We start from the raw sequence: 25,793 nt of genomic DNA on the forward strand, positions 1-25,793 counted from the left end.
ATGAGGATAGGCGCATGGGACGTCCGCAGGAATTGACATCGGAAGAACGCGAGAGCCTGCAGTCGCGAGGGTGGCGCCCGATCGAAGTCTGGGTGATCGATCGCGACAGTGAGACCTATCGAACGGAAGCTGCACGACAGGCACGAAACGCGGCAGACGCCGATCTGCAGGACGGCGAGATCGATCGCTGGCTCGAACATATGCAGTCCGGGCTACCGGATGGCGACACGGCGTGAAACGCGGTGACGTTTTCATCGCTTCCATCAAAGGAACGGCATCCAAGCCGCGACCATCGGTCGTTGTTCAAGCCAACGAATTCATTCTTCCCGAGCGGCCGATCATCGTTTGTCCGCTGACGAGCATACTTGCCGATGCTTCGATGATACGCGTGACCATTCGTCCAACGCCCACGAACGGCTTGCGAGAGATATCGCAGGCAATGGTGGATCGATTGTCTGCGGCGTTGCCTGAAAGGATCGGGACGAGGATCGGTCACCTCGAAGCGGAAGACATTGCGCGTATCAAGTTCGCTTTAATCAACGTTCTCAGCCTTCAAAAGGCGCTTCCAATAGCATCTGGTTTAGGGATTCAGACATGACTCTCGTCATCAAGGGCGGCACGATCGTCACCGCCGACCTGACCTACAAGGCCGATATTCTGATCGATGGCGAGAGGATCGCCGAAATCGGACAGGATCTCGAGGGCGACGAGGTGATCGACGCCTCCGGCGCCTATGTGATGCCGGGCGGGATCGACCCTCACACCCATATGGAAATGCCCTTCATGGGCACCCATTCGGCCGACGACTTCGACAGCGGCACGGCCGCAGCGCTCGCCGGCGGCACGACGATGACGGTTGACTTCGCGCTGCCCTCGCCGGGCCAGGGGCTCGTCGACACGGCGCAGGCCTGGTTCCAGAAGGCGGGGCCGGCCCGCACCGACTACTCCTTCCACATGGGCATCACCTGGTGGGGCGAGCAGGTCTTCGACGAGATGCCGAAGGTCGTCGAGAAGGGGATCAACTCGTTCAAGCACTTCATGGCCTATAAGGGCGCCCTGATGGTGAACGACGACGAGCTCTTCGCCTCGTTCACCCGCTGCGCCGAGATCGGCGCGCTGCCCCTCGTCCATGCCGAGAACGGCGATGTGGTCGCAGCGCTCCAACAGAAGCTGATGGATGTCGGACAGACCGGACCCGAGGCCCACGCCTATTCGCGGCCGCCGGAGGTGGAAGGCGAGGCCGTGAACCGGGCGATCATGCTCGCCGACCAGGCGGGCGTCCCGCTCTACGTGGTGCACACCTCCTGCGAACAGGCGCACGAGGCCATTCGCCGGGCGCGGCAAAAGGGCATGCGGGTCTATGGCGAGCCGCTGATCCAGCATCTCGTTCTCGACGAGAGCGAGTATCAGAACCCCGACTGGCAGCACGCCGCCCGGCGCGTGATGTCGCCGCCTTTCCGCGACAAGGCCAATCAGGATTCGCTCTGGGCCGGCCTTTCGGCGGGCTCCCTTCAGGTGGTCGCGACCGATCACTGTGCCTTCACCGACGAGCAGAAGCGGATGGGCGTCGGCGACTTCCGCAAGATCCCGAACGGCACCGGCGGGCTGGAGGACCGGCTCTCGGTTCTGTGGACCAAGGGCGTGCGGACGGGACGGCTCACCATGAACGAGTTCGTCGCCGTCACCTCCACCAATATCGCGAAGATCCTCAACATCTATCCGCGAAAGGGCGCGATCCTCGTCGGGGCCGAGGCCGATCTGATCGTCTTCGATCCGGCCGCGACGAAGACGATCACCGCCGCAAGGCAGCATTCGGTCATCGAATACAACGTCTTCGAGGGGATCGAGGTCACGGGCCTTCCGGTCGTCACCCTGTCGCGCGGGCGCGTCGCCTATCGCGACGGAGAAGTGCGCGCCGAAACGGGCGACGGGCGCTTCGTCGAGCGGCCGGCGGATGCGCCGGCGAGCCGGGCGCTGTCGACCTGGAAGGAACTCGTCGCCCCGCGCAAGGTGGAGCGCTCGGGCATTCCGGCCGGCGTCTGATCCTCAAGGATCGCCGAGCCCGATGACATGGCTCGCGGCGCGCAAATGTGAGATGGCGCACGGCCGGGCCGCATCAAGGGCTCGGCCGGGCGTGACCCCTATGGTCAGTATCAGGCAAAGGAGCCTTTCATGAGCACGGTGGCAGGCGCATCCCGGCGGGCCGATTCCCATCTCATTGAGGAATCGATTCTTCCGGTCTGGCTGAACCAGCGCACGATCGGCGCCCTCGGCTATATCGGGTTATGGATCGGCATGGCGGTGATCATCGCCACCTTCCAGCTGGGCGCGAGCGGCGTCGCCGGCCTGTCGCTCACCACCACCATCGTGACGATCTTCCTCGCCAATCTCCTGCTCGGCATCATCATGGCGATGACGGCCGATATCGGCACCGAGCACGGCCTGAGCTTCGCGGTCTATCTGCGGGCACCCTTCGGCGTGCTGGGCACCCACTTTCCGTCCGTCTCGCGCGGGATCGTGGCGGCGATCTGGTTCGGCATCCAGACCTATCTCGGCGCGCTCGCGCTCAACGGCATCATCGGCTATCTGACCGGCTTCGAGAGCTGGCCGCTCTGGTACGCGCTGTTCGCCATTCTCCAGATCGCCAATACCGCGCTCGGCATCAGGGCGGTGGAGAAGCTCGCGGCGGTCGCCGCGCCCGCCATAGTCGCCATTTCGGTCTGGATGTACTTCACGCTCACCGGGGTCGCGGACACGCAAGGGCTGAACATCTGGACCTTCGCGGGCGATGCCGACATCAATCTCGTCGCCCTCTTCGTCGCCAACATGGCCTTCTGGTCGACGCTTGCCGTCGACATTCCGAACATCACCCGCTTCCTGAAGGTGGAGGCCGGCACGAAGAGCTATGTCCGGCGCAACCGCAATATCTGGATCGCGCAATTCGTGGCCCTGCCGGTGACCCAGGCCTGGATCGCGCTGATCGGCGCGGCCTCCTTCATCGTCGCCGGCGACTGGAACCCGATCAACGTCATCCAGAGCCAGGGCGGCGGCGTGACCCTCGTCATCCTTCTCGTCATGGTGGTTCTGGCCCAGTGGTCCACCAACAACTCGGCCAATCTCATCCCGGCGGCGCTGACTTTCGTCAATGTGGGGGCGCCGAAGATCAGCTACACCATGGCCCTCGTCATCGCCGGCATCGTCGGCACGCTGGCGATGCCCTGGCTGATCCTCAACAACCTGTTCTTCTATCTCGGGCTCTACGGCGCGCTTCTGTCGGCGGTCGGCGGCATCATGATCTGCGACTACTTCGTGATCCGCAAACGGCGCCTCAACGTGCCCGATCTCTACCGGGCGGACGGGCAGTTCGCCTATGCGGGCGGCTTCAACCCGGCCGGGCTCATCGCCTGGGGGATCGGCGGGGGCGCGGCGCTCCTCGCCCTCGACTACGCCTATCTCGTGGGCTTCCCGCTCGCCTTCCTCGCCTACTATCTCCTCATGCGCTTCTGGATCGCGCCGCGCTACCGGCAGGCCGAGATCGAGAACCCGGACGACGAGAGGTATCTGGCGACGAGCGTCGGCCTCAACTGGGTCTACCAGGACGGCGCCTTCCACCGCGTGCCCACGGACCGCATCCCGGCCGGCGCCTGGAAGCGCGACGATCTGTGATCGGCGGTCTTCGTGGCCGGCAGGAGCGGACGAACCGCTGAGACGACGAGGCCCGCAGTCAGCGGCGGGCCGAAGACAAGGAAAGGATCGAGGAAGCCGATGACGCAAGAGGACGAATATTTCATGGGAATCGCGCTTCGGGAGGCCGAAGCCGGCCTTGCCGATGGCGGCCTGCCGATCGGGGCGGCGCTCGTTCGGGACGGCGAACTGGTGGCTTCGGGATGCAATCAGCGCGTCCAGGCGGGCGATCCGATCGCCCATGGCGAGATGGACTGCCTGCGCAAGGCAGGGCGCCAGAAGACCTATCGCGACACCGTTCTCTACACCACGCTCAGCCCCTGCATGATGTGCTCCGGGACGATCGTGCAGTTCGGCATCCCGAAGGTCGTCGTCGGCGAGGCGGAGAACTTCGACGGCAATATCGATTTCCTGCGCGAGCGCGGCGTGGAGGTCGTCCTTCTCGACGACGAGGGATGCAAGGATGTGATGCGTCGTTTCCTCGCAAAGCCGGGCAACGACGCGTTGTGGAACGAGGATATCGCGGAGGATTGACGACGCATCGCATGCCGAACCGGGGCGGGGAAGGACGCAAGGCGCGCTTCCCCGCCCTTAGACGAGACCGGGAGGATGTTTTCAAGAAAGGGCTCCGATGAGCACTCATCCCGCGGCTCCCAAGCCGAACGAAGACTACCCCCTCTCCGAAGTGCCGATGGGCGACCGCAAGAGCTTCTGGTCTCTCGCCATCATCCTTCTCGGCTTCACCTTCTTCACCGCGACCATGTTCGCGGGTGGGCAGATCGGAACCGCATTTCCTTTCTGGCCGGACCTCGTCCTCGTCATCTTCGCGGGCAACCTGCTTCTCGGCCTCTATGTGGCCGTTCTCAGCCATATCGGCTTCAAGACCGGTCTCAACACGGCACTTCTCAGCCGCTTCGGCTTCGGCCGGATCGGTGCCCGCCTGTCGGACCTGCTCCTCGGCTTCACACAGATCGCCTGGTACGGATGGGGCACGGCGACGATCGCCGTCGTTCTCCTGCGCATGGCCGGCGCCGATCCCGACCAGAGCCCCCTGATGCTCAACGGGCTGATCGTCTTCTTCGGCCTCGCCTTCTGCCTCACCGCCTATGTCGGCTATCGCGGCCTCGAGCTTCTCTCGATCGTCGCGGTGCCGGCCATCCTCGTCCTGCTCGCCCTGTCGATCGTTCTGGCCCTGCGCGATGCCGGCGGGATCGCCGGGCTGGCATCGGGCGAGCCCACCACCAGCCTCGGTATCGGCGCTGCGATCGCGATCGTCTTCGGAACCTTCGTCTCGGGCGGCACCCAGGCGACGAACTGGACGCGCTTCGCCGCCAAGTCGAGCCATGCGGTCGGCGGCGCGTTTCTCGCCTTCTTCATCGGGAACGGACTGATGGTGGCCACCGGCGCGATCGGCGCCCTCGTCTATCAGCAGCCGGACGTGGTGGACGTTCTTGTCCTCCAGGGCCTGACCCTGTTCGGCATCGCTATGCTGTTCCTGAACCTCTGGACCACGCAGGACAACACGATCTACAACTTCTCGGTCGTCGGATGCGCGGCCTTCGCCACGCCGCGCCGGCGCCTCGTCACCGTGATCGGGGCGTTGATCGGGACAGGCCTCGCGCTCATGCGCATCGACCTCCATCTCGTCCCGTTCCTCCTGGCGCTGGGGACGTTCATTCCGCCGATCGGCGGGGTCATCATGGCGGACTTCTTCGTCAGGCATCGCGGCCGCTATCCGGCGCTCGCGACGGCCGCGATCCCCGCCTTCAACTGGCCCGGTCTCGCGGCCTATGCCATCGGCTGTGTCGCCGGCCTCGTCTCGCCGGGCGTGCCGCCGGTGAATGCGATCCTCGCGGCCTTCCTCGCCTACTGGCTGCTCGACCGCCTGATCGGGACGAAGATCGATGCGGTGCGGCCGGAGAGGGTGGACCGCTAGAGACTCGGACCCGATGCAAGGGTCGGGTTCGAGGCTCCGGTTTTCTTGCGCATCCATCGGATGGTCCGAACACCGGGTCCACGTTTCGGTCCGATGCCTTAGATCGCCGGGCCTCGCTTAGGCCGGGTCGCCATCGACCCGATCCTAGCCAGGACGTGAGAGCGAGCGAGGGCGAGAGTTTCCGCCCCGCTCGATCGGCTTTCCGAAGCGGTCTTCTTTCGGGGCCGGCCTCGATTCACGGCACGTCCCCCGCCCCTCAATGCCATCCGGCAAACGAAGGCCCGCCGTTCCGTTGGGTTCGGAACGGCGGGCCTTGCACGCTTTTCGAATGCTGATTGCGCCGGGATCAGCCGGCGAGATTCGCGCCGGCGGGGGCAGGCTCGCCTGCCGGCCTCAGGGGAGCGTTCGCGATCGCCATGAACCGTGCGGCTTCCGCCGTCTGCGGCTTCGTGGCGAGGCTGACGGCGACGAAGAGGAGCGCGGAGACGGGGAGTCCGAGGATGCCGGCATTCAGCCCCATCAGGGAATTGCCCGTCAGATACATCGCGACCACGAAGACGCTGCCGCCCAGGATCGAGGCGAGGGCGCCGGCCGCCGTGCCGCGCTTCCAGAAGAAGGCGCCGACGATCACCGGCACGATCACCACGAGGCCGGTGGAGGCCGCGACGGCGAGAACCGCGATCAGGCTGAACTCCATGGCGGCGAAGCCGAGAGCGATAAGGGAGATCACCGGGATGACGATCTTGCCGATCGTCAGCTGGCGGCGATCGTCGCTGCCGGTCTTCACGTTCGCATAGACGTCCCGCGCCAGCATGGAGGAGAGGGTGAGGAGGATCGAGTCGATCGTCGAGACCGCGGCCGCCAGGATGCCCACCATCACCGCGACGCCGAGAAGCGGCGGCACGAAGTCGGAGGAGAGCAGCGTGGAGGTGGCGAGATCGGGCTGGGCGAGATCGGGGAAGGCGACGAAGGCCGAGAAGCCCCACATCACCGAGACCAGCGTGTAGATGAGGCCGAAGACCAGGAAGATCATCAGCATGCGGCGGAGCGCCCCGAGCGATGCGGGCATGTAGAGGCGCTGGGAGACCTGCGGGTTCGAGATCGCGAAGAAGAACCACGGGATCGTCAGGCCGAGGAAGGTGGTGAAGGAGAAGAGGCCCGGACCCGGCACCGTGAGCATTGCGGAATTGCGCTCGGCGACCGCGTCGAAGAGCGCGGTGAAGCCGCCGAGTTCGGCAACGACCAGCGCCACGACCGCGACGGAGGCGACGATCATCAGGAGAGCCTGGAGACTGTCGGTCCACATCACCGATCGGATGCCGGCGATGTAGGAGAAGGCGATCGCGAGGACCGTGGCGACCACGATGCCGATGCCGAAGGAGATCGCGCCGCCGCTCATGCCGGCGAGGAGATAGCCGACGCCGGCGAGCTGCACGGCCGAATAGGGAATGAGGAAGATGCAGCTGGCGACCGCGGCCGAGATCGCGACCCAGCGGCTTCCGTAGCGTGCGCCGAGCATCTCGGAGGGCGTGACGAAGCCGTAGGCCTTGCCGACGGCCCAGAAGCGGGGGCCGAAGATGGCGACGAGGGAGACGCCCGCGAAATAGACGATCTCGAAGCCGAGGGCGCCGACGCCGCCCTTGTAGGTGAGGCCGGCGAGGCCGACCATCATGAAGGCCGAATAGGTGGTGGCCGAGTAGGAGAGGGCGGAGACGAGGCCGCCCATCGAGCGCCCGCCGATGAAGTATTCGGACATCGAGGCCGATTCGCCCGAGCGCGACATGTAGGCGACGACGACGGAAGCGACGACGTAGATCGCGATGCCGATGAGGATATAGGTCGTGGTCACTGGTCCTGATCTCCGAAGCGGGCGGTGGCCATGGCGTTGAGGGCGATCACGACGACGCCCGCAATGGTCCAGAAGAGGAAGGCGCCGGTCCAGCTGGCGGTCTCGCCGAGCATGCCGTAGGGAACCACGTAACAGGCGGCGATGAGGAGCAGCATCAGTCCGAGACTGAGTTTGCGGAGCATGGTTTGACCTCTTCTCTCTAAGCGGACACAGCGTCCGCGACCCGGTTGAACGGCGTCGGGAGGGGTCTCCCTAGACCTCGATTCCTCGTTTTCCTGCATGTCCGACGGGGCCTGGGACGGCCGCGTTCGGATGATCATCTCGATTTTCAGGCGCTGCCGCCAGACCGATGTCGCGGCGGCCGGAAATCATCGTCCGCGGACTTCTGCCTTTCAACGGGCCGGAACGGATCGCAGCCATTCCAGAATGTCGGTGCTGTCGGTCACGTCGGCATATTTCTGGTGCATGTCGTAGAGGCTTGCCTCGTGCGGCGCCTGAGCGCGGTCGGCGCAGCAATCGGCGGGCACCAGGGTGTTGAAGCCGGACTGCACCGCATCGACGACGCTCGCGCGCACGCAGCCCGATGTGGTGGCGCCGGTGACGACCAGCGTGTCGACGCCGGCCCCCGTCAGGATTGCGGCGAGATTGGTGCCGAAGAAGGCTGAGGCGCCGTGCTTGACGACGAGGGCGTCCTCCTCGCCCGCCCCGCAGCGCTCGTCGATCTCGACGAGGCGCGATCCGACTTCGAGCGCGGCCATGCCGGTCGCCTTCTTCAGCCAGGGCAGGCTGCGGGCCTCAAGCGGCGTATAGGCGATCGTCGTGTAGAGGACGGGCATGCCGGCCGAGCGGGCGAAATCGGTGAGCCGGCGGGTCGCCGCGATCTCGGCGCCCATCTCGGCGGCCGTCGGATAGCGCGTATCGGTGAAGCCGTAGCTGAAATCGACGACGAGGATCGCCGGGCGCGATCCGCGCGGCACGCTCGCGCCGAAACCGGCCTGTTCGTAAACCTTCTCCTGGCTCATCGCGGGTTCTTTCGTCTCATCTCTGATGCCGCCGGACGAATGAACCGACCCCTTGGGTCAATTCCCGTTCGGCGAGGGGCTCGGACGCCGCTCGGGCTGCCGGCGGACATTCGCAAGCGATGCCTTCATCGGTCCGCCGGTCAAAAGCGGGTCGTGCGGCGGGCGGCCATCAAGCCGCCGCGCTCGCCTACTCAGTGGCGCGCCATCTTCATCTCGTCCACGACGAGATCGCCATCGAGGACGATCGGCTCGTCGTCGAGGAAGAGCGAACAGCCGCGCATCGGGATGTCGAGATGGCAGGCGGTGTCGTTCGGCCCGCCGAGTTCGTTGTTCGGGCCGGTCGAGAACATCACATTGCCGTAGAAGGAGCGCGGCTCCATGCCCATGCCGCCCGGGAATTCGCCCGGCACCATTCCGTGCCACTTGGCGGCAGGGTTCATGCCCCAGCCCACATGGCTCATGCCCATGCCGCGCGGATCGTTGAAGCCGGCCATGTACGACTTGACGAGTTCGGCATCGAGGCCGCCCCGGATATCGGTGATCCAGCCCTTCTCGATCGTGTAGGTGATCGGATCGCGCACATACATGTTCTGGGGCAGGAGAATGTCGCCGGGGGCGACCACGATCTGCCCGTCCACCCCGTCGTCGTCCGCGCCGGTGAAGACGAAGCCCGAGGGCCAGTGGTCCCAGCGGCCCGGCTCGTCGGTGCAGGCATATTCGGCGATCGTCGGATAGGTGTTCAGCTTGTAGGTGACGTCGGTGCCATGCGGGGAGGTGATCCGCATGACCTTGGCCTTCGCCAGATATTCGGCGCCGATCTCCACCTTCTCGCGCAGTTCCTTCGAGGGCAGCATGCGGGCGAGGAGCTCCGGCGGCTCGACGGCGGTGAGGATGCGCGTGCCGGCCTCCTGGATCGCGAACTGTTCGGGCGAGAAGAGGAGGAAGATGCAGTCGATCAGCATGTCGGCGCGCTTCAGGGCCTCGACCGCGTCGGGCATGGCGGCGAGCCCCGTCTGGCCGACCGCCCAGGCGCCCGCAACCGGAGGGGCGGGAAGGCGCATGTGATACATCTTCGCGCCGAGGCGCTGGCCGGCGGCCATGAAGGCGTCGGCATAGTCGAGGCGCTCGGAGCCCTGCGTCAGGACGACGAGCTTCTCGCCCTCGTGGACGCCCGACATCTTCAGCTGATGCAGGCAGATTTCGGTGAAGCTGAACTGATCCATCGTTGTCTCGTCCTTGATCCGAATAAGTGGCGTCTGCGCTTGCTGGCCTTCAGGCGGTCCCGAAGCCCCGGACGGCGGAAAGAAATCCTTCGAGATCGTCCCAGGGGATCATGTGTCCCGCCCCCTCGACGGTGCGCACCTCGATCTTCGGGGCGAGCGACCGGATCTCGGCGACATCCTCCTCGCCGATCACGGGCGCTGCCCCCGCGACGACGAGGCGCATGGGCAGAGCGAGATGGGGAAGATCGGCGTGGATGTCGTCGGTGTGGAAGCCCCGGAAGGCGGTGTCGATCGCATCGAGCTGGCAGGTGTGCAGCCATTCGGCGCGCAGGGCCCGCTGCTCCTCGGTCCATGTCGGGCAGAACGCCTTCATGTCCTCGGCCGAACAGCCCGTTTGGGCAAGGCGGATCGAATCCTCGTACCAGGCCCATTTCGACGGATATTCCCGGCGACCAGGGCCCGAGACCGGCGGGTCGACGAGGACGAGGCCGCAAAAGGCGTCCGGGGCCTTGCGGGCGGCGCGGATCGCGGTGCGTGCGCCCATGGAATGGCCGAGGACGATCGGCTGTCCGAGACCGGCCGCCGAGACGACGGCGATGGCGTCGCCCGCCATGGCGTCGAGTGAGTAGTCGAGGTCGCCGGCCTGGCTGAGGCCCCGGCCGCGCACATCGAGGACGTGGACGTCATAGGTCTCGGAGAGGCGCTCGGCGACGAAGTTCCAGGTGATCGCCGGCGAGGTGATGCCGGGGATCAGGAGCATGGTCGGGCCGGAGCCCGGGAAGTGGATGAGATGCTGGCGAATCGCGTTCGCCTGGACATTGTAACCGCGAGCCAAGGTCAGCTCCTTCGTCGGATTGGGTCTGAGCCTGAAGGCGCCCGATCAGTAGGCGCCGGAGAGAAGCGTTCCGCCGCCGGGAACGCGCGTCGGAAGGTCGAGCGCCTTCAGCATCGCCCAGGTGGTGGCGATGGAGGCGGTCAGAACCGGCTTGCGGGTCTCCGCCTCCACCATGGAGACGGCGGCGAGCGAGGGCATCTGGACGCAGGCCGACAGGACGACCGCGTCGCAATCGGCGATGTCGAGACCCGATACGATGCCCGGCAGCCTGCCGGTGTCATGGGCGGCGACGGCGAGATTGTCGGAGATTTCGAGGGCGTGGGAGACCTTCACCTCGATCCCCTCATTGGCGATGTAGTCGACGACCATCGCGGTCAGCGGCTTCATATAGGGGGCGACGACCGCGACCTTCTTCGCGCCGATCGCCTTGATGCCCTCGCAGAGCGCGCCGGCCGAGGTGACCACCGGGGCCGGATTGCCGTTGTCGACGGTGACCTGGTGGAGCCGCTTAGCGGACTGGTTGTGATAGCCGTGGCCCATGGACATGATCGCGACGAGGCAGGCATAGCCCATCACGTCGACCTGGGCATCGGAAAGCTCGAGGGCGCAGCGGTCGCTCTGGCCGTCCATGGCCGCGAGTTCCTCCTTCGTCACATGCTTCATGCGCATGCGCGAGGAGTGGAAGGTGAAGCGCTCGGGCGCGATCGTCTCGCGCAGGCGCAGGAGCGCGGGGATCTCCGTTTCCATCGTGATGTTGGAACTCGGGACGATCTGTCCGATGCGGATCGGCTTCATGCGGCGCTCCTTCTGTCCTTTGGAGACCGGTGTGGATCGGCCTTGCCGTCGTCAACCGGTCTTCTTCTCGTTTCGGGGTGTCGATACGGAACGGGCCGTCGCCTTCGAGGGCCGCGAGAACCCTTTTGGCCCCCCGTCTCGCGCTTCGCACTCGCTCCCTGCCCGGCGCTCGGCCGCGCCCGGACGTTATCACTCCCGGCTCACTCCCCGGCAAGGCGCGCCGTCGATCCTCATCCCCGAGGGCGACGTCTGCCTCTTGCCCGCAATGCTACACACATTGTTTGTATAGAAACAAGTTATGCCCTCGAGAATTTTTCTCGAGATAGTGAAATCAGGGTGTTGGAGACTTTTGTGCGTTGCAGCGACGAATTTTCAGGCAGCGATTTGTCTGAAAATCACGCAGCATGGGCAAGGCTTGTGCGCCTCATGCTGCGTCCGGCGTACGATGTCCCGGAACCGATGCCCCGATGCCCGGCCCCGTCCGACTCAGGTGAGCTTGGCGAGGAGTTTGAGGAAGACGACCTGCTCGCGCTTGGTGAGCGGCTGGACGGTCTCCTCCGTGATGTCCTTGACGATCGGGATGACGTCGCGCAGCAGCGCCCGGCCCTTTTCGGTGGAGCGCAGGAGATAGCGGCGCTTGTCCGTCCTGTCCCGTTCCGTGGTCAGGAGCCCCTGCTTCTCGAGCCTGGAGATGACGCCCTTGGTCGTCGCGGCATCCATGGCGACGAGGCGGCCGAGCGCGTTCTGGGAGATCGGCTCGGGCTCGGCGAAGAGGCGGACCAGCGTCGAGAACTGGGTCGGCGTCAGATTGCCCGCCATCTTCCTGGCGAAGATCATCATGTGGCGCTGATAGGCCTTGCGCAGGAGGAAGCCCACCTGTTCGTCGAGCCTGTAGTCGAGATCGGGCTCGCTCTGGTGTTCTGGACGGCTCAACGCGGGGCTCCCCGTTCGCGTGCGTTCACCGTCGATGGCACATCGCCACCGCCCGGACAAGGCCGTGCCGCGTTCGGCGGCAGGGGCTGGCGCAGCTTTGTGCAGGCTTCGGCTTTCCTCGGCCAGATTGTTTGTATAAAAACAATTATGAGATGCTGTCTGCGAGGAAGGGGAGGTCTCTCGTGAGCCTTTCGGTCGAATTCTCGGTCAATGGTCGATCCGTCGCCGTCGGGCTGGACGATCCGAGACGCACGCTGCTCGACGTCCTGCGCAACGATCTCGGGCTGACGGGGCCGAAATACGGCTGCGGCCTTGCCCAGTGCGGCTCGTGCACCGTCCTCGTCGACGAGGCGCCCGCGCGGGCCTGCGTGCTGCGCGCGGCGAAGGCTGAAGGCATGCGCGTCGTCACGCTGGAGGGACTGGCGGATGGCGAGGTGCCGCATCCCGTCCAACAGGCCTTCGTAGAGGAGACGGGCGCCCAGTGCGGCTATTGCCTCAATGGCATGATCATGACGACGATCGCACTCCTCACAGAGAACCCCGATCCGTCCGAGGCCGAGATCCGCTCGGCCCTGCGGCACAATCTCTGCCGCTGCGGCACGCACCGGGAGATCGTCGCCTCGGTGGCGAAGGCCGCCCGGCTGATGAGAGAGAGCGGGACGAGGGGGAGGGGGCGGATATGAGCGGGACACGAGCCGAGGCGATCACGGTCTACCGGGAGACCGGCACTCATCGCGAAACCTTTCTTCGGCTCGATGCGGACGGATCGCTGACCGCCTTCAACGGCCATGTGGATCTCGGCACGGGCATCGAGACGGCGCTGGCGCAGATCGTCGCCGAGGAGCTCGACCTGCCTCTCGGCCAGGTGCGCGTGGTGCTCGGCGATACCGCTCACACGCCGAACCAGGGCCCGACTATCGCCTCCGAGACGATCCAGATCACGGCGGTTCCCTTGCGCCATGGCGCCGCGCAGATCCGCGCCGAGCTCGTCGCCCGCGCCGCGCTGCGCCTCAACGCGCCCGCCGGCGAGATCGAGACGATCGAAGGCGAGGCCCGGAGCGCGAACGGGTCCGTCACCTACGGCGAACTCGTGAGCGGCGAGGCGGCAGCGCTCGCTCTCGATCCGGGTGCCCCGGTCAAGGCGCCGGGCGACTACCGGATCGTCGGCCGGCCAGTCCCGCGCGTCGACCTGCCGGGCAAGGCGCTGGGCCGCCATGTCTATATCCACGACGTTACCGTGCCCGGCATGGTGCACGGCCATGTAGTGCGCCCGCCCTATCACGGGCGCGAGGCCGGCGATTTCGTCGGCCACAGCCTTCTCGGCTATGACGAGGCTGCCGTCAGCGCCATGCCGGGCTTCATCGCCGTGGTGCGCGAGGCCGATTTCCTCGCCGTCGTCGCCGAGCGCGAGGATCAGGCGCGGGCGATCGCCGAGGCCCTGCCGGTGGACTGGCGCATGCCGCCCGATCTGCCTGAGATGCGCAGCCTTGCCGATACGATCCGCTGCCAGCCGGCGACGGCGCGCGCCTGCGACAGATCCGGCGATTTCGCGCGGGGCATCGATGAATGCGACCTGCGCGCCGCGCGCACCTATGTCTGGCCCTACCACCTGCACGGCTCCATCGGCCCCTCGGTGTCGATCGCCGACTGGAACGGGGGGCGGCCGATCCTCTGGTCCGGCACCCAGAACCCGCACATGCTGCGCGCCGATCTCGCCCGGCTCGTGGATCTTGCCGAAGAGGATATCGAGATCCGGCGCCATCAGGCGGCCGGCTGCTATGGCCGCAACTGCGCCGACGATGTGGGCGCCGACGCGCTGCTTCTCGCCCGCGCCGTGGGGCGGCCGGTCCGGGTTCAGCTGACGCGGGCGCAGGAGCATCTGTGGGAGCCGAAGGGCGCCGCGCAGGTGATGGACGTGGAGGGCGGGCTCCTCGGCGGCGATCTCCACGCCTACAGCCTCGACACCTGGTATCCCTCCAACCGGGCCACCAATCTCGGCCTTCTCCTCACCCGCCGCGTCATCGCCGAGCCGCGCCCCTCGGACATGGGCGACCGCACCATTGTGCCGCCCTACCGCATCCCCCACAAGGCGATCACGGTCCACGACATGGCGCCGATCGTGCGGGCCGCCTGGATGCGCGGGGTCTCGGCCCTGCCGAACACCTTCGCCCATGAGAGCTTCGTGGACGAGATGGCCTATGAGGCAAGACAGGATCCGGTCGACTTCCGCCTGCGCCATCTGGACGATCCGCGCACCCGCACGCTGATCCTGCGCACGGCCGAGGAGGGCGGCTGGGAGCCGCGCACAGCCCCGCGCAGGCGGCGCGAGGGGCGCATGGCCTATGGCCAGGGATTTGCCTATGCGACCTATGTCCACGGCACATTTCCCGGGACCGCGGCCGCTGCCGCCACTTGGGTCTGCGACGTCGCCGTCGACATGGAGACCGGCGAGGTGCAACTCACCCGCGTCTTCGTCGGCCAGGACCAGGGCCTCGTCATCAATCCCGACGGGGTGCGCCACCAGATCCACGGCAATGTGAACCAGACCGCGAGCCGCGTCCTCAAGGAGGAGGTGAGCTTCGAGGAGATCACGGTCACGCCGTCGAGCTGGGCGACCTATCCGCTGGCGACCTTCGAGGAGGTGCCGAGGATCGAGACCATGCTGGTCGAGCGGGCGGAGGACCCGGCGCTCGGCGTCGGCGAAAGCGCCGCCGTTCCGGCCGCTGCCGCCATCGCCAACGCGATCTTCGACGCGACGGGCGTTCGCATGCGCGAGGCCCCGTTCACGCCCGAGCGCATGCGGGCGGCGATGGGCATCCATCGCCGCGAGGACGGGCGCCTGCAGGGCTCGGCCGATCACGCGCCGCGTCTTAGCGGTGCAATGAAGCCCGCGACATGGTTCGGCCGCTTGCGCTCGAAGGGCATCGGCCTTGCCGCCGTCCTCGGCGGCACGCTGTCCCTCGGTGCGCTCGCCCTGCCGATCCAGCGGGCGATCCCGCCGACGAGCGCCCCGCCGGCATCGAGCTTTTCGGCCGAGCTCCTCGAAAAGGGCAGGCAGGTCTTTGCCGCCGGCAATTGCGGCGACTGCCATACGGCCCCCGGCGGCGCGCCCAATGCCGGCGGCCTCGAGATCGTCACGCCCTACGGGACGATCCACACCACCAATCTGACCCCCGATCCCGAGACCGGCCTCGGCCGATGGAGCCTCGAGGCCTTCGAACGGGCGATGCGGCACGGGATCTCGCGCGACGGGACCCATCTCTATCCCGCCTTTCCCTATACCTCCTTTTCGAAGATGACCGATGACGACATCTTCGCGCTCTACGCCTATCTCCAGACGCTGGAGCCGGTGGCCCGAGAGACCGCGCGGGCCGAGATGGTTTTCCCGGCCAATCTCCGCCCGGTCAACGCGCTCTGGAACGCGCTCCATCACGATTCGGCGCCCATCGAGCGGCATCCGGCGCGGGGCGCGGACTGGAACCGGGGCCGGTATCTCGTGGAGGCGACGGGCCATTGCTCGGCCTGCCACAGCCCGCGCAATCTCCTCGGCGCCGAAAAGACGGGCAAGGCCGCGCTGACCGGCTCCCTCGTCAAGGGATGGTACGCGCCGGCGATCGCCGGCGATGCGGCCTCCGCCTTCGGCTGGAGCGAGGAGCGCTATTACGCCTATCTGCGCACCGGGCTCGCCGAGGGTTTCGCGAGCGCATCCGGGCCGATGGCCGATGTGGTCGCCAATCTGAAGGCCCTGCCCGACGAGGACATCCGGGCGATGGCGACCTATCTCGCCTCGGCTCTGCCGAACGTTCCCGAAGCCCGGCTCGCCGATCCCGCCGCTGCGGCCCGGCCGATGCCCGACGCCACCCACAGGATCTTCGAGAGCGCCTGCGCCACCTGCCACGAGCCGGCGCTCGCCTCGCTCGCCACGGCCGCGACTATTCCCCTTTCGCGCTCGGCCGCCATCCGCTCGCCGGACGACGAGGCGCTGAAGACCGTGATCCGTCAGGGCATCGAGGCGCCGCTCGCGCTTGCCGGGCGCGACATGCCCGGCTTTGCGGGCGAACTCACCGAGGGCCAGATCGCCGATCTCGCCGCCTATGTGAGGATGCGCTACGCGCCTGCCTCGCCCTGAGGCATGGGGGCGACCCGACGCCTGCGGGGGTTTCCGCATGTCGCAGCGCCGCCTCGGGCCTCGGGCCTCGGGCCTCGGCGCCTGACCATCCCGGCAATGACGTCGATGGGCCGCCACCGGGGTCTTTACATTCGGGCCATATTTGTTAGCATACAAACAAATTTCAGAAGGAAGAACCCAGATGGATACAATCGAACGGGTCGAGATCGCGGTCATCGGTGCGGGGCTCGGCGGTGCGGCGGCGGCGGCTCTTCTCGATCAGGCGGGCTTTTCCGCCCACACCTTCGAGCAGGCGCCCGCTTTCGACCGGCTCGGGGCCGGCATCCATATCGGCCCGAACGTGATGAAGATCTTCCGGGAGATCGGCCTGGACGAGACGCTGTCGTCGATCGGCTCCCATCCCGATCACTGGTTCTCGCGCGACGGCAATACCGGGGAGTATCTCTCCGAGATCCGGCTCGGCGACTTCGCCCGCAAGGAATACGGCGCCCCCTACATCACCATCCATCGCGGCGACATGCATGCGGTGCAGATCGACGCTTTGGCCAAGGATCGGCTGCATTTCGACCACCGCCTCACCGATATCGAGGAGCGCGAGGACCACGTCCTTCTCTCCTTCGCCAACGGACGCCGGGTCGCCGCCAATCTCGTCATCGGCGCCGACGGCATCAATTCGGCGATCCGCGAGAAGCTGCTCGGGCCTGAGAAGCCACGCTTCTCGGGCTGGGTCGGGCACCGGGCGCTCGTCAACATGGACCGGCTGCGCGCCTCGGGTCTCGAATTCGAGGCCTGCGTCAAATGGTGGTGGGAGGCCTCGCGCCACATCATGGCCTATGCCACCAAGCGGGACCGTTCGGAATACTACTACGTCACCGGCGTGCCGGTGGACGGCTGGGAACACGACACGCCCTTCGTCGAATCCTCGCGCGAGGAGATGGAGGCGATCTTCGGCGGATCCCATCCCGTGGTGAACGCGCTGGTGAACGCCACCGACCACGTGACCAAATGGCCGTTCTGGAACCGCGATCCGCTGAACCTGTGGAGCCGGGGCCGGCTCTGCCTTCTCGGCGATGCCTGCCACCCCATGCGCCCGCACATGGCCCAGGGCGCCTGCATGGCGATCGAGGATGCGGCCGTCCTCACCCGCTGCCTCACCGAGATCGGCGAGAGCGACTATGCCGAGGTCTTCCGGGTCTACGAGAACACGCGCCGCGAACGCGCGACGAAGGTGCAGGCGATCTCCAACGCCAATACCTGGCTGAAGGAGCCGGAGGACCCGGCCTGGGTCTATGCCTATGATCCGATGACGGTGGCGCTCGCCTGATCGTCGCTGCCGGCGATCGACGCGCAAGGGACCGGTCGTGCCGCGCGGCCGGCTCCGCCGAAGGGGCGCTCGCGGCCTTTTTCCTCAGTCGCCCGTCGCGTTGCGATACCAGGCGACGAGGGCCTGGCGATAGTCGTCCGTCATGGTCGAGACGGCATTGGGGGGCGGCATCGCATGGCTCGCCCCGGCCTGGATGAAGATCGCGTCGGCATGGCGCGCGACGTCGGCCTTCGTTTCCAGAACCACGCCCTTGGGCGGCCAGAGCATGGTCTCGCTGAACACCGGCTCGCGCGCATGGCACATGGAGCAGTTACCGAGCACCACCTGATAGGCCTCGTCGAAGCCGGCGGCGGACGCGAACTTCTCCTCGTAGGGGGTGAGGGGCCGGGCTTCGGCCTCCTCGACGCTGTCCATCATCGGGGCGGTGGAGAGCCAGGCGATGACGAGCATGATGAGGACCGTGACGAGCCAGGTCCAGTGCGGACCCTTGCCGGTCCTGTGCATGGTGTTGAAGTAGTGCCGGATGGAGACGCCCGTCAGGAAGACGAGGCTCGCGATGATCCAGGAATACTCGGTGGCGAAGGCCAGCGGGTAATGGGTGGAGAGCATCAGGAAGACGACCGGCAGTGTCAGGTAGTTGTTGTGGGTCGAGCGGACCTTGGCGATCTTGCCGTATTTCGCGTCCGGCGTGCGGCCGGCCTTCAGATCGGCGACGACGATGCGCTGGTTGGGCATGATCTGGAAGAAGACGTTCGCCGTCATGATCGTGGCGGTGAAGGCGCCGAGATGGAGAAGCGCCGCCCGGCCCGTGAAGATCTGGTTGTAGCCCCAGGACATGGCGACCAGGATGACGAAGAGGAGGAGCATCAGCAGCGTCGGCCGCTCGCTGAGCTTCGACTTGCACATGGCGTCGTAGGCGAGCCAGCCGATGGTGAGCGAGGCGGCCGAGATGGCGATCCCCTGCCAGAGCGTCAGATCGGCCTTGGTGGGATCGAGGAGATAGAGTTCGCCCCCCACCCAGTAGACGATCATCAGGAGCGCCGCGCCCGAGAGCCAGGTCGTGTAGCTCTGCCATTTGTGCCAGGTCAGATGCTCGGGCATGCGTTCGGGCGCCACCAGATATTTGGTGGTGTGGTAGAAGCCGCCGCCGTGCACCTCCCATTCCTCGCCATAGGCGCCCTTCGGCATGTCGGGGGCCGGCCGCAGCATCAGGTCGAGGGCGATGAAGTAGAAGGAGGCGCCGATCCAAGCCATGGCGGCGATGACGTGCAGCCAGCGCACGGCAAAGCCCACCCAGTCCCAGACGGCAATCAGATCGTACATGGCGCGTTCCCCGAACCTCGTTTCACCCTCACGCTATGCGGACCGGGATTGTTTTGGTATCGATGGTGAGAGCCAAGCAGCATTAAAAATATCCGAACAATGTCCTATCTCGACAATATCCGCACCTTCGTGCGTGTCTACGAACTGGGCAGCATGTCGGCCGCCGGCCGCGACCTTCGCATCTCGCCTGCCGTCACCTCCTCGCGCATTTCCCAGCTCGAGGAGCATCTCGGCGTCCGCCTGTTCCAGCGCACGACGCGGAGCCTGACCGCGACCGAACAGGGAAAGGCCTTCTATCCGGGGGCCTGCGAGATTCTGGAATCGGTGGAGAACGCCGAGGCGCAGGTGGTCGACATCACCGAGCATCCGCGCGGCGCGCTCTATGTCGCAGCCCCGCTCGGCCTCGGGCGCAGCCTGATCGCGCCCCAGGTGCCGGCCTTCCTCGCCCAGTATCCCGATGTCAGCCTTCGGCTGCGCCTGACCGACCGGAAGGTCGACATCACCACGGAGGGGCTGGATCTCGCCTTCTTCCTCGGCCAGCCCGAGGACAGCACGCTGCGCATCCGAAAGATCGCCGATATCGAGCGGGTGCTGTGCGCCGCCCCGGCCTATGTCGCCGCGCGCGGGAGCCCGAAGAACGGCGACGAGCTCGTGGCCGCGGGGCACGAATGCCTCAATCTGCGCTTTCCGGGGGCGACGGAATTCCAGTGGCCGCTGACGACGCCCGAGGGGCCGAAGCGGTTCCGGGTGTCCGGGCGCTACGAATCGGACGACGGGAACGTCCTCACCGACTGGGCGCTCGCCGGATGCGGCATCGCGCTGAAGCCGATCTTCGAGATCGCCGATCATCTGGCGGCCGGCCGGCTCGTGCCGGTCGCGGTCGAAACGCCGCCCGAGCCGATCCAGATGGCCTGCCTCTTCACCCATCGCCGCCGCCAGGACCCCAAGACGCGCCTCTTCATGGACTTCGTCGTCGAGCGGGTCGGCAAGGCGGTGGAGGAGGCGCGTCGGCGCGTTCAGCTGCCGCGATAGGTGGAATAGCCGAAGGGCGAAAGGAGCAGCGGCACGTGATAGTGCGAGGCCTCCGATATGCCGAAGCGCAAGGGGATATCGCCCAGGAAGCGCGGGGTCTCAGGGGCGACGCCGACCTTGTCCAGATAGGCGCCGGCATGAAAGACGAGTTCGTAAATGCCGGTCGCAAAGCTCGCCTCGGGCAGGATCGGCTCGTCCGTGCGCCCGTCCGCATTGGTGACGAGCGTCTTCAGATGGGTGCGGGTCTCGCCCTCGATCCGGAAGAGCTCGATCCGCAGGCCTTCGGCCGGGCGGCCGCGGGCGGTATCGAGCACATGGGTCGTCAGATAGCCGGACATCGTCTTCCTCCAGGATGAGACGCCATCTAGGGCGCACCGGCGCCCGAGCGCAAAGCGCGCCCGTGCGAAGGGACCTTCAAACGCAATTTGAAAAACGGTCCAACCGTGCTGGTCTATGCTCCGGGCTCGTTTGGGAAAAGGATTTCATCGGTGACACGCTATCCTCGCGACATGGCCGGCTACGGCGCCAATCCCCCGGCCGCCAACTGGCCGAACGGCGCGAAAATCGCAGTCCAGATCGTCCTCAATTACGAGGAGGGTGGCGAGAACAACATCCTCCACGGCGATGCGGCCTCGGAAGCCTTCCTGTCCGAGATCACCGGAGCCCAGCCCTGGCCGGGCAAGCGCCACTGGAACATGGAGACGATCTACGAATACGGCTCGCGGGCCGGCTTCTGGCGCGTCCACCGCATGCTGAAGGACGTTCCGGTCACGGTCTATGGCGTGGCCACCGCGCTCGCCCGCGCACCCGAGCAGGTCGCGGCGATGAAGGAGGCCGGCTGGGAGATCGCCAGCCACGGCCTGAAATGGATCGAGCACAAGGATATGAGCGCCGAGGAGGAGCGCGAGCAGATCCGCGAGGCGATCCGGCTCCACACCGAGGTGACGGGCGAGGCGCCGCGCGGCTGGTATACGGGCCGCTGTTCGATGAACACCATGGAGCTCGCGGCCGAGGCGGGGGATTTCGCCTATCTCGCCGACAGCTACAGCGACGATCTTCCCTACTGGATGGAAGCGGGCGGCAAGGACCAGCTCGTCGTGCCCTATACGATGGACTGCAACGACATGCGCTTTGCGATCCAGGCCGGCTTCACCACCGGCGAGGATTTCGAGGCCATGCTGCGCGATGCCTTCGACGTCCTCTACGAAGAGGGCGAGGCGGGATCGCCGAAGATGATGTCGATCGGCCTCCACTGCCGGCTGATCGGCCGTCCGAGCAGGGCCGCGGCCCTGAAGCGGGCGCTCGACTACTTCAGGAGCCATGAGGGCGTCTGGTTCGCGACGCGTCTCGAGATCGCCGAGCATTGGGCGCGCGAGCATCCGCCGGTGAAGGGTCTCCGCCCGTCGCGGATGGACCGGGAGACTTTCGTCGCCGAATTCGGCGGCGTGTTCGAGCATTCGCCCTGGATCGCGGAAGGGGCGCACGGGCTGGAACTCGGAACGATGCACGACACGGCGACCGGCGTTCATTCGGCGCTCGCCCGCATCTTCCGCTCCGCATCGGACGAGAAGCGGCTCGACGTGCTGAAGGCCCATCCCGACCTCGCCGGCAAGCTCGCGGCGGCCAAGCGGTTGACGGCGGAATCCTCGGCCGAACAGGCCTCGGTCGGCCTCGACGCCCTGACCGACGAGGAGCGGCGGACCTTCACCGAACTCAACGAGGCCTATACCGACAAATTCGGCTTCCCCTTCATCATCGCCGTGCGCGACAACACCAAGGCCTCGATCATGGAGGCTTTCCGCCGCCGGATCGATCAGACCCGCGAGACGGAATTCACTGAAGCCTGCCGGCAGGTGGAGCGGATCGCCGAACTGCGCCTGCGCGAGAAGCTGTCCGCATGAGCCGGACGATCCTCGCCGAGCCGCTGACGGCCGATGCCTTCGCCCCGTTCGGGGATGTTCTCGAAGTGTCGGGACAGCCGGACAAGATCATCAATGCCGGCCGCTGCGGCCGGTATCACGACCGCGCCCGGCTCGATTTCGGGCCGGAGGGACGGGCCGGGATCAGCATCTTCGAAAGCCGGGCGGTCGCCTTTCCGGTCGAGGTGGATCTCGTCGAGCGCCATCCGGAGGGGAGCCAGGCCTTCGTCTCGATGACCGGCCATGCCTTCCTCGTCGTCGTCGCGCCCGACGAGGACGGCAGGCCCGGAACCCCGCAGGCCTTCGTCGCGGCTCCGGGGCAGGGGATCAACTTCCATCGCGGCACCTGGCACGGCGTCCTGACGCCGCTGCACGAGCCGGGGCTCTTCGCTGTGGTCGACCGGATCGGCACGACGGCCAATCTGGAGGAATATCGGTTCGAGACGCCTTATCGCGTCGAGCCGGGTCAGGATGCGATCGAGACGGGACCGATCCGGACCGCCTGAAATTCTGAAGCTCCGTGCGCGGCCCCATGGAGCCGCGCGCGAAAATCATCCGTCGATCAGAAATCGACCTCGATCGCGATGCCCTTTTCGACCGCGAGATCGACCACGGCGGCAGCGACCGCGAGATCCTGGAGGCCGACGCCGGTGCCGTCGAAGAGCGTGATGTCCTTGTCGGATGTCCGTCCCGGATGGGTGCCGTTGATGACCGCGCCGATGGGCGTGATGTCGCCCTCCGCGATCAGGCCTTCGGCCACCGCGTGCTGGGCCTCGCCGATGCTGACCGACTGGGCGACCTCGTCGGTGAAGACGCGGGCCCTTTTGAGAAGCACCGCCTCAACCTCCTGCTTGCCCTTGGTGTCGGTACCCATGCAGGCGATATGGGTGCCTTCGCAGACGTGACCCGCCATCAGCGAGGGCGAGAAGGCCGAGGTGATCGAGACGATCACGTCCGCCTCGCCCATGCGGTCGAGCTCGACCGCCTCGAAGGGCAGGCCGGCTTCGACTGCGACCTTCTCGATATTCGGCAGCATGTCCGGATGGTAGTTCCAGCCGATCACCTTTTCGAACTTGCGCTGTTCCAGCGCCGCGCGGAGCTGGAAGGTCGCCTGATGGCCGGCGCCGATCATGCCGAGAACCTTGGCGTCGTCCCGTGCGAGATGCTTGATCGAGACGGAGGAGGCGGCGGCGGTGCGCAGGGCGGTCAGAAGATTGCCGCCGACCATCGCCCTCACCTTGCCGGTGTCCGGATCGAAGAGGAACACCGTCGACTGGTGGTTGATGAGGCCGCGCTTATCGAGATTGTTTGGCCAGTAGCCGCCGGCCTTGAGGCCGAGAGCGAGGCCGGCCCGGTCGAAGCCGCCCTTGAAGCCGTAGAGCGCATCCTCGTGGCCGATGGCCTCGCGCACGACGGGAAAGTTCCGCGCATCGCCCGAGGCCATGGCGGCGAACACCTTCTCCACCGCTTCGAAGGCGGCTTCCCGCGTCATCAGATCGGCGATTTCCCGTTCCGGCACTATGAGCATCGTCGTCTCCCAGGAATGATCGCACCCATGCCCGTGGCGGACGCGGCCATGGCGCATGGGTGCTTCTGATAAGAATTTGGATTGGACGGGCGGCCTGTCTGGTGGCCGCCCCACATGTCGTCGATCAGTAGGCCTTGCCGCGCGCAGAGACCGGCCAGAGCGTCTCGACCCTGCCGCCGCGAACGCCGACATACCAGTCGTGGACATTGGCCGTCGGGTCGCAGTGGCCGGGCACGAGGCGCAGCTTGTCGTTGACCTTCAAAACCCCGTTCGGATCGGCGATGACGCCGTGCTCGTCCGAGCATTTGACGTAGGTGACGTCGTCTCGCCCGAAGATCACCGGCAGGCCGCTGTCGACGGACTGGGCCTTGAGCCCGGCATCGCAGATCGCCTTGTCGGCCTTCGCATGGCTCATCACCGAGGTGAGGATGAAGAAGGCGTTCTCCCACTCGCCCTGGTCGATGCGATTGCCGTCCCGGTCGAGAATGCGGCCGTAATCGGCATCCATGAAGGCGTAGGAGCCGCATTGCAGCTCGTTGTAGACGCCGGAGGCCGCCTCGAAATAGTAGGAGCCGGTGCCGCCGCCCGAGACGAGTTCGCAGGCGATCCCCTCGGCCTTCAGGCTCTCGACGGCGTCCTTCACCATGGCGATGGCGACGTCCACCTTGGCCTTGCGGTCTTCGTAGCCGTCGATGTGCTGCATGGCGCCCTGATAGGCCTGGATGCCCTTGAAGGTCAGCCCGTCCGCGTCCCTCACCGCCTTGGCGATCTCGACGACCGCCTCGCTCGTCGTCACGCCGCAACGGCCCGCGCCGCAATCGATCTCGATGAAGATGCCGAGTTCGGTTCCGTGGCGCGTTGCGGCCTCGGAGAGTTCGGCCACGTTTGCGATATCGTCGACGCAGACGATCACCTTCGAGCCGAGCTTCGGCAGGCGGGCGAGCCGGTCGATCTTGGCCGGATCGCGCACTTCGTTGGAGACGAGGATGTCCTCGATGCCGCCGCGCGCGAAGACCTCGGCCTCCGAGACCTTCTGGCAGCAGACGCCGACCGCGCCGCCGAGCCGCTCCTGGAGCTTGGCCACGTCGACCGACTTGTGCATCTTGCCATGCACCCGGTGGCGCATGCCGTGGGCTTTCGCGTAGTCGCCCATCTTCTTGATGTTGCGCTCCAGCGCGTCGAGATCAAGGACGAGGCAGGGCGTCTGGATATCGGCCTCGTTCATGCCGGGGAGCGCCGGAACGTCGTAGCCGACTTCGAGCGCCTCGGGATTGAATGGCTTGTTCATGACCGCAGCCTCCTTCACTGGATCCAGGGCAGCATGTCGAGATCGACATTGCCGCCGGTGACGATGATGCCGACGCGCTTGCCCCTGAAGGCGTCGGGATGTTTCAGGACGATGGCGAGCGGCACCGCGCTCGATGCCTCCATGACGATCCGCAGATGCTTCCAGACGAGCTTCATCGCATCGACGATCTCGGTCTCGGAGGCGGTGTAGATCTCGTGGACATGGTTCGACACGAAGTGCCAGGTGAGATCCTTCAGCGGCACCAGAAGCCCGTCGGCGATGGTCTTCGGCGCATCGTCGGCGATGATGTGGCCGGCCTTGAAGCTGCGATAGGCATCGTCCGCCTGTTCGGGCTCGGCCGCGATCACTCGCGTTTCGGGGGCGAGCGTCGCGAGCGTCAGGCAGGTGCCCGAGATCATGCCGCCGCCACCGATCGGGGCGACCACCATGTCGAGCCCGCCGGTCTGCTCCATGAACTCCTTCGAGCAGGTTCCCTGGCCGGCGATGACGCGCGGATCGTTGTAGGGATGGACGAAATCGCCGCCCGTCTCCGCCTCGATCCTGGCGAAAGTCGCTTCGCGCGACGAGGTCGAGGGCTCGCATTCGGTGATCCTGCCGCCGAAGCGCCGGACCGTGTCCTTCTTGGCCTGGGGCGCGGTGCGCGGCATCACCACATTGCAGGGAATGCCGCGCCGCATGGCGGCATAGCTGAGGCAGGAGGCGTGATTGCCCGAGGAATGCGTGGCAACGCCCTTTTCGGCCTGGGCCTCGCTGAGGCCGAAGACCGCGTTCGCGGCCCCGCGCACCTTGAAGGCGCCCGGTTCCTGAAAGTTCTCGCACTTGAAGAACAATTCGCAGCCGGCGCGCTCGTTGAGATAATCGGAGGTGCGGATCGGGGTTCGCCGGATATGCGGCCCGATCCGCTCATGGGCTGCGAGCATGTCGTCATAGGTGGGAATGATCATCGGTCTCT

Annotated in this window: 24 protein-coding genes; 12 read left to right on the forward strand and 12 right to left on the reverse strand. The window is 66.4% G+C overall.

The genetic code is table 11. The features are described 5' to 3' along the window. Positions 1-14 precede the first annotated feature (14 nt). The 6 genes from DYI37_RS09060 (at position 15) to codB (ending at position 5,620) form a co-directional block, all read left to right on the forward strand. On the forward strand, positions 15-236 hold the full coding sequence (locus tag DYI37_RS09060; RefSeq protein ID WP_116682862.1) for an antitoxin MazE-like protein: 222 nt from the start codon (positions 15-17) through the stop codon (positions 234-236). Further along, on the forward strand, positions 233-598 hold the full coding sequence (locus DYI37_RS09065; protein WP_158555119.1) for a type II toxin-antitoxin system PemK/MazF family toxin: 366 nt from the start codon (positions 233-235) through the stop codon (positions 596-598). Before DYI37_RS09060 ends, DYI37_RS09065 begins: the two co-directional genes overlap by 4 nt. Beyond that, positions 595-2,043, forward strand: coding sequence for a dihydropyrimidinase (hydA, locus tag DYI37_RS09070; RefSeq protein ID WP_116682864.1), 1,449 nt, complete (start codon positions 595-597; stop codon positions 2,041-2,043). Before DYI37_RS09065 ends, hydA begins: the two co-directional genes overlap by 4 nt. Before the next feature lie 129 nt (positions 2,044-2,172). Continuing rightward, positions 2,173-3,666 carry an NCS1 family transporter gene (locus DYI37_RS09075; protein WP_116682865.1) on the forward strand — a complete coding sequence of 498 codons (1,494 nt, stop codon included), beginning with the start codon at positions 2,173-2,175 and terminating at the stop codon, positions 3,664-3,666. 99 nt (positions 3,667-3,765) lie between these two features. Then, the gene (locus tag DYI37_RS09080) at positions 3,766-4,218 is read left to right on the forward strand and encodes a nucleoside deaminase (protein ID WP_116682866.1); all 453 of its coding nucleotides are present in this window, start codon (positions 3,766-3,768) and stop codon (positions 4,216-4,218) included. 97 nt (positions 4,219-4,315) lie between these two features. Continuing rightward, positions 4,316-5,620 carry a cytosine permease gene (codB, locus tag DYI37_RS09085; protein WP_116682867.1) on the forward strand — a complete coding sequence of 435 codons (1,305 nt, stop codon included), beginning with the start codon at positions 4,316-4,318 and terminating at the stop codon, positions 5,618-5,620. 346 nt (positions 5,621-5,966) lie between these two features. On the opposite strand, the gene DYI37_RS09090 is transcribed toward codB, so the two are convergent. From DYI37_RS09090 to DYI37_RS09120, 7 genes are all read right to left on the reverse strand, one after another. Continuing rightward, a complete protein-coding gene (locus tag DYI37_RS09090; protein WP_199520115.1) occupies positions 5,967-7,469 on the reverse strand; it encodes a sodium:solute symporter family protein in 1,503 nt (500 codons plus the stop codon). Continuing rightward, positions 7,466-7,651 (reverse strand): hypothetical protein, encoded by a 186-nt coding sequence (locus DYI37_RS09095; RefSeq protein ID WP_116682868.1) that lies wholly within the window; start codon positions 7,649-7,651, stop codon positions 7,466-7,468. Before DYI37_RS09095 ends, DYI37_RS09090 begins: the two co-directional genes overlap by 4 nt. Before the next feature lie 210 nt (positions 7,652-7,861). Next, complete coding sequence (locus DYI37_RS09100) at positions 7,862-8,491, reverse strand: isochorismatase family protein (protein ID WP_116682869.1); 630 nt, start codon at positions 8,489-8,491, stop codon at positions 7,862-7,864. A gap of 191 nt (positions 8,492-8,682) precedes the next feature. After that, positions 8,683-9,714: a 2,5-dihydroxypyridine 5,6-dioxygenase NicX family protein gene (locus DYI37_RS09105; protein WP_116682870.1), complete on the reverse strand. Its 1,032-nt coding sequence runs from the start codon at positions 9,712-9,714 to the stop codon at positions 8,683-8,685. Between the two features lie 49 nt (positions 9,715-9,763). Continuing rightward, complete coding sequence (locus DYI37_RS09110) at positions 9,764-10,549, reverse strand: alpha/beta fold hydrolase (protein ID WP_116682871.1); 786 nt, start codon at positions 10,547-10,549, stop codon at positions 9,764-9,766. Between the two features lie 45 nt (positions 10,550-10,594). Continuing rightward, positions 10,595-11,344, reverse strand: coding sequence for a maleate cis-trans isomerase family protein (locus DYI37_RS09115; RefSeq protein WP_483466329.1), 750 nt, complete (start codon positions 11,342-11,344; stop codon positions 10,595-10,597). A gap of 486 nt (positions 11,345-11,830) precedes the next feature. Beyond that, complete coding sequence (locus DYI37_RS09120; RefSeq protein ID WP_245413843.1) at positions 11,831-12,277, reverse strand: MarR family winged helix-turn-helix transcriptional regulator; 447 nt, start codon at positions 12,275-12,277, stop codon at positions 11,831-11,833. Between the two features lie 152 nt (positions 12,278-12,429). Here DYI37_RS09120 and DYI37_RS09125 point away from each other — a divergent pair, with 152 nt between their 5' ends. The 3 genes from DYI37_RS09125 to DYI37_RS09135 all read left to right on the forward strand — a co-directional run bounded on the left by DYI37_RS09125 (position 12,430) and on the right by DYI37_RS09135 (position 17,730). Next, positions 12,430-12,960, forward strand: coding sequence for a (2Fe-2S)-binding protein (locus DYI37_RS09125; RefSeq protein ID WP_116682872.1), 531 nt, complete (start codon positions 12,430-12,432; stop codon positions 12,958-12,960). Continuing rightward, a complete protein-coding gene (locus DYI37_RS09130; RefSeq protein ID WP_116682873.1) occupies positions 12,957-16,406 on the forward strand; it encodes a molybdopterin cofactor-binding domain-containing protein in 3,450 nt (1,149 codons plus the stop codon). The genes DYI37_RS09125 and DYI37_RS09130 overlap by 4 nt, the downstream gene beginning before the upstream one ends. A gap of 181 nt (positions 16,407-16,587) precedes the next feature. Further along, positions 16,588-17,730, forward strand: coding sequence for an FAD-dependent monooxygenase (locus DYI37_RS09135; protein ID WP_116682874.1), 1,143 nt, complete (start codon positions 16,588-16,590; stop codon positions 17,728-17,730). A gap of 84 nt (positions 17,731-17,814) precedes the next feature. Here the strand turns inward: DYI37_RS09135 and DYI37_RS09140 are convergent, their stop codons facing one another. After that, positions 17,815-19,053 carry a urate hydroxylase PuuD gene (locus tag DYI37_RS09140; RefSeq protein WP_116682875.1) on the reverse strand — a complete coding sequence of 413 codons (1,239 nt, stop codon included), beginning with the start codon at positions 19,051-19,053 and terminating at the stop codon, positions 17,815-17,817. Between the two features lie 99 nt (positions 19,054-19,152). Between DYI37_RS09140 and DYI37_RS09145 the strand changes: the two genes are divergently transcribed. After that, positions 19,153-20,085, forward strand: coding sequence for a LysR family transcriptional regulator (locus DYI37_RS09145; protein ID WP_116682876.1), 933 nt, complete (start codon positions 19,153-19,155; stop codon positions 20,083-20,085). Here DYI37_RS09145 and uraH read toward each other — a convergent pair. After that, on the reverse strand, positions 20,070-20,423 hold the full coding sequence (uraH, locus tag DYI37_RS09150) for a hydroxyisourate hydrolase (RefSeq protein WP_116682877.1): 354 nt from the start codon (positions 20,421-20,423) through the stop codon (positions 20,070-20,072). The two genes, DYI37_RS09145 and uraH, sit on opposite strands and share 16 nt — an antisense overlap. Before the next feature lie 171 nt (positions 20,424-20,594). Between uraH and puuE the strand changes: the two genes are divergently transcribed. Continuing rightward, positions 20,595-21,986: an allantoinase PuuE gene (gene puuE, locus DYI37_RS09155; RefSeq protein ID WP_199520127.1), complete on the forward strand. Its 1,392-nt coding sequence runs from the start codon at positions 20,595-20,597 to the stop codon at positions 21,984-21,986. Continuing rightward, positions 21,983-22,510 (forward strand): ureidoglycolate lyase, encoded by a 528-nt coding sequence (locus DYI37_RS09160; RefSeq protein ID WP_116682879.1) that lies wholly within the window; start codon positions 21,983-21,985, stop codon positions 22,508-22,510. The genes puuE and DYI37_RS09160 overlap by 4 nt, the downstream gene beginning before the upstream one ends. Positions 22,511-22,566: 56 nt before the next feature. On the opposite strand, the gene bhcD is transcribed toward DYI37_RS09160, so the two are convergent. The 3 genes from bhcD to bhcB form a co-directional block, all read right to left on the reverse strand. Then, the gene (gene bhcD / locus DYI37_RS09165; protein ID WP_116683006.1) at positions 22,567-23,532 is read right to left on the reverse strand and encodes an iminosuccinate reductase BhcD; all 966 of its coding nucleotides are present in this window, start codon (positions 23,530-23,532) and stop codon (positions 22,567-22,569) included. 124 nt (positions 23,533-23,656) lie between these two features. Next, complete coding sequence (gene bhcC / locus DYI37_RS09170) at positions 23,657-24,820, reverse strand: 3-hydroxy-D-aspartate aldolase BhcC (protein WP_116683007.1); 1,164 nt, start codon at positions 24,818-24,820, stop codon at positions 23,657-23,659. Between the two features lie 14 nt (positions 24,821-24,834). After that, the gene (gene bhcB, locus DYI37_RS09175) at positions 24,835-25,785 is read right to left on the reverse strand and encodes a beta-hydroxyaspartate dehydratase BhcB (protein WP_116682880.1); all 951 of its coding nucleotides are present in this window, start codon (positions 25,783-25,785) and stop codon (positions 24,835-24,837) included. Positions 25,786-25,793 lie beyond the last annotated feature (8 nt).

Source organism: Fulvimarina endophytica (assembly GCF_003403015.1).
Classification (GTDB): domain Bacteria; phylum Pseudomonadota; class Alphaproteobacteria; order Rhizobiales; family Rhizobiaceae; genus Fulvimarina; species Fulvimarina endophytica.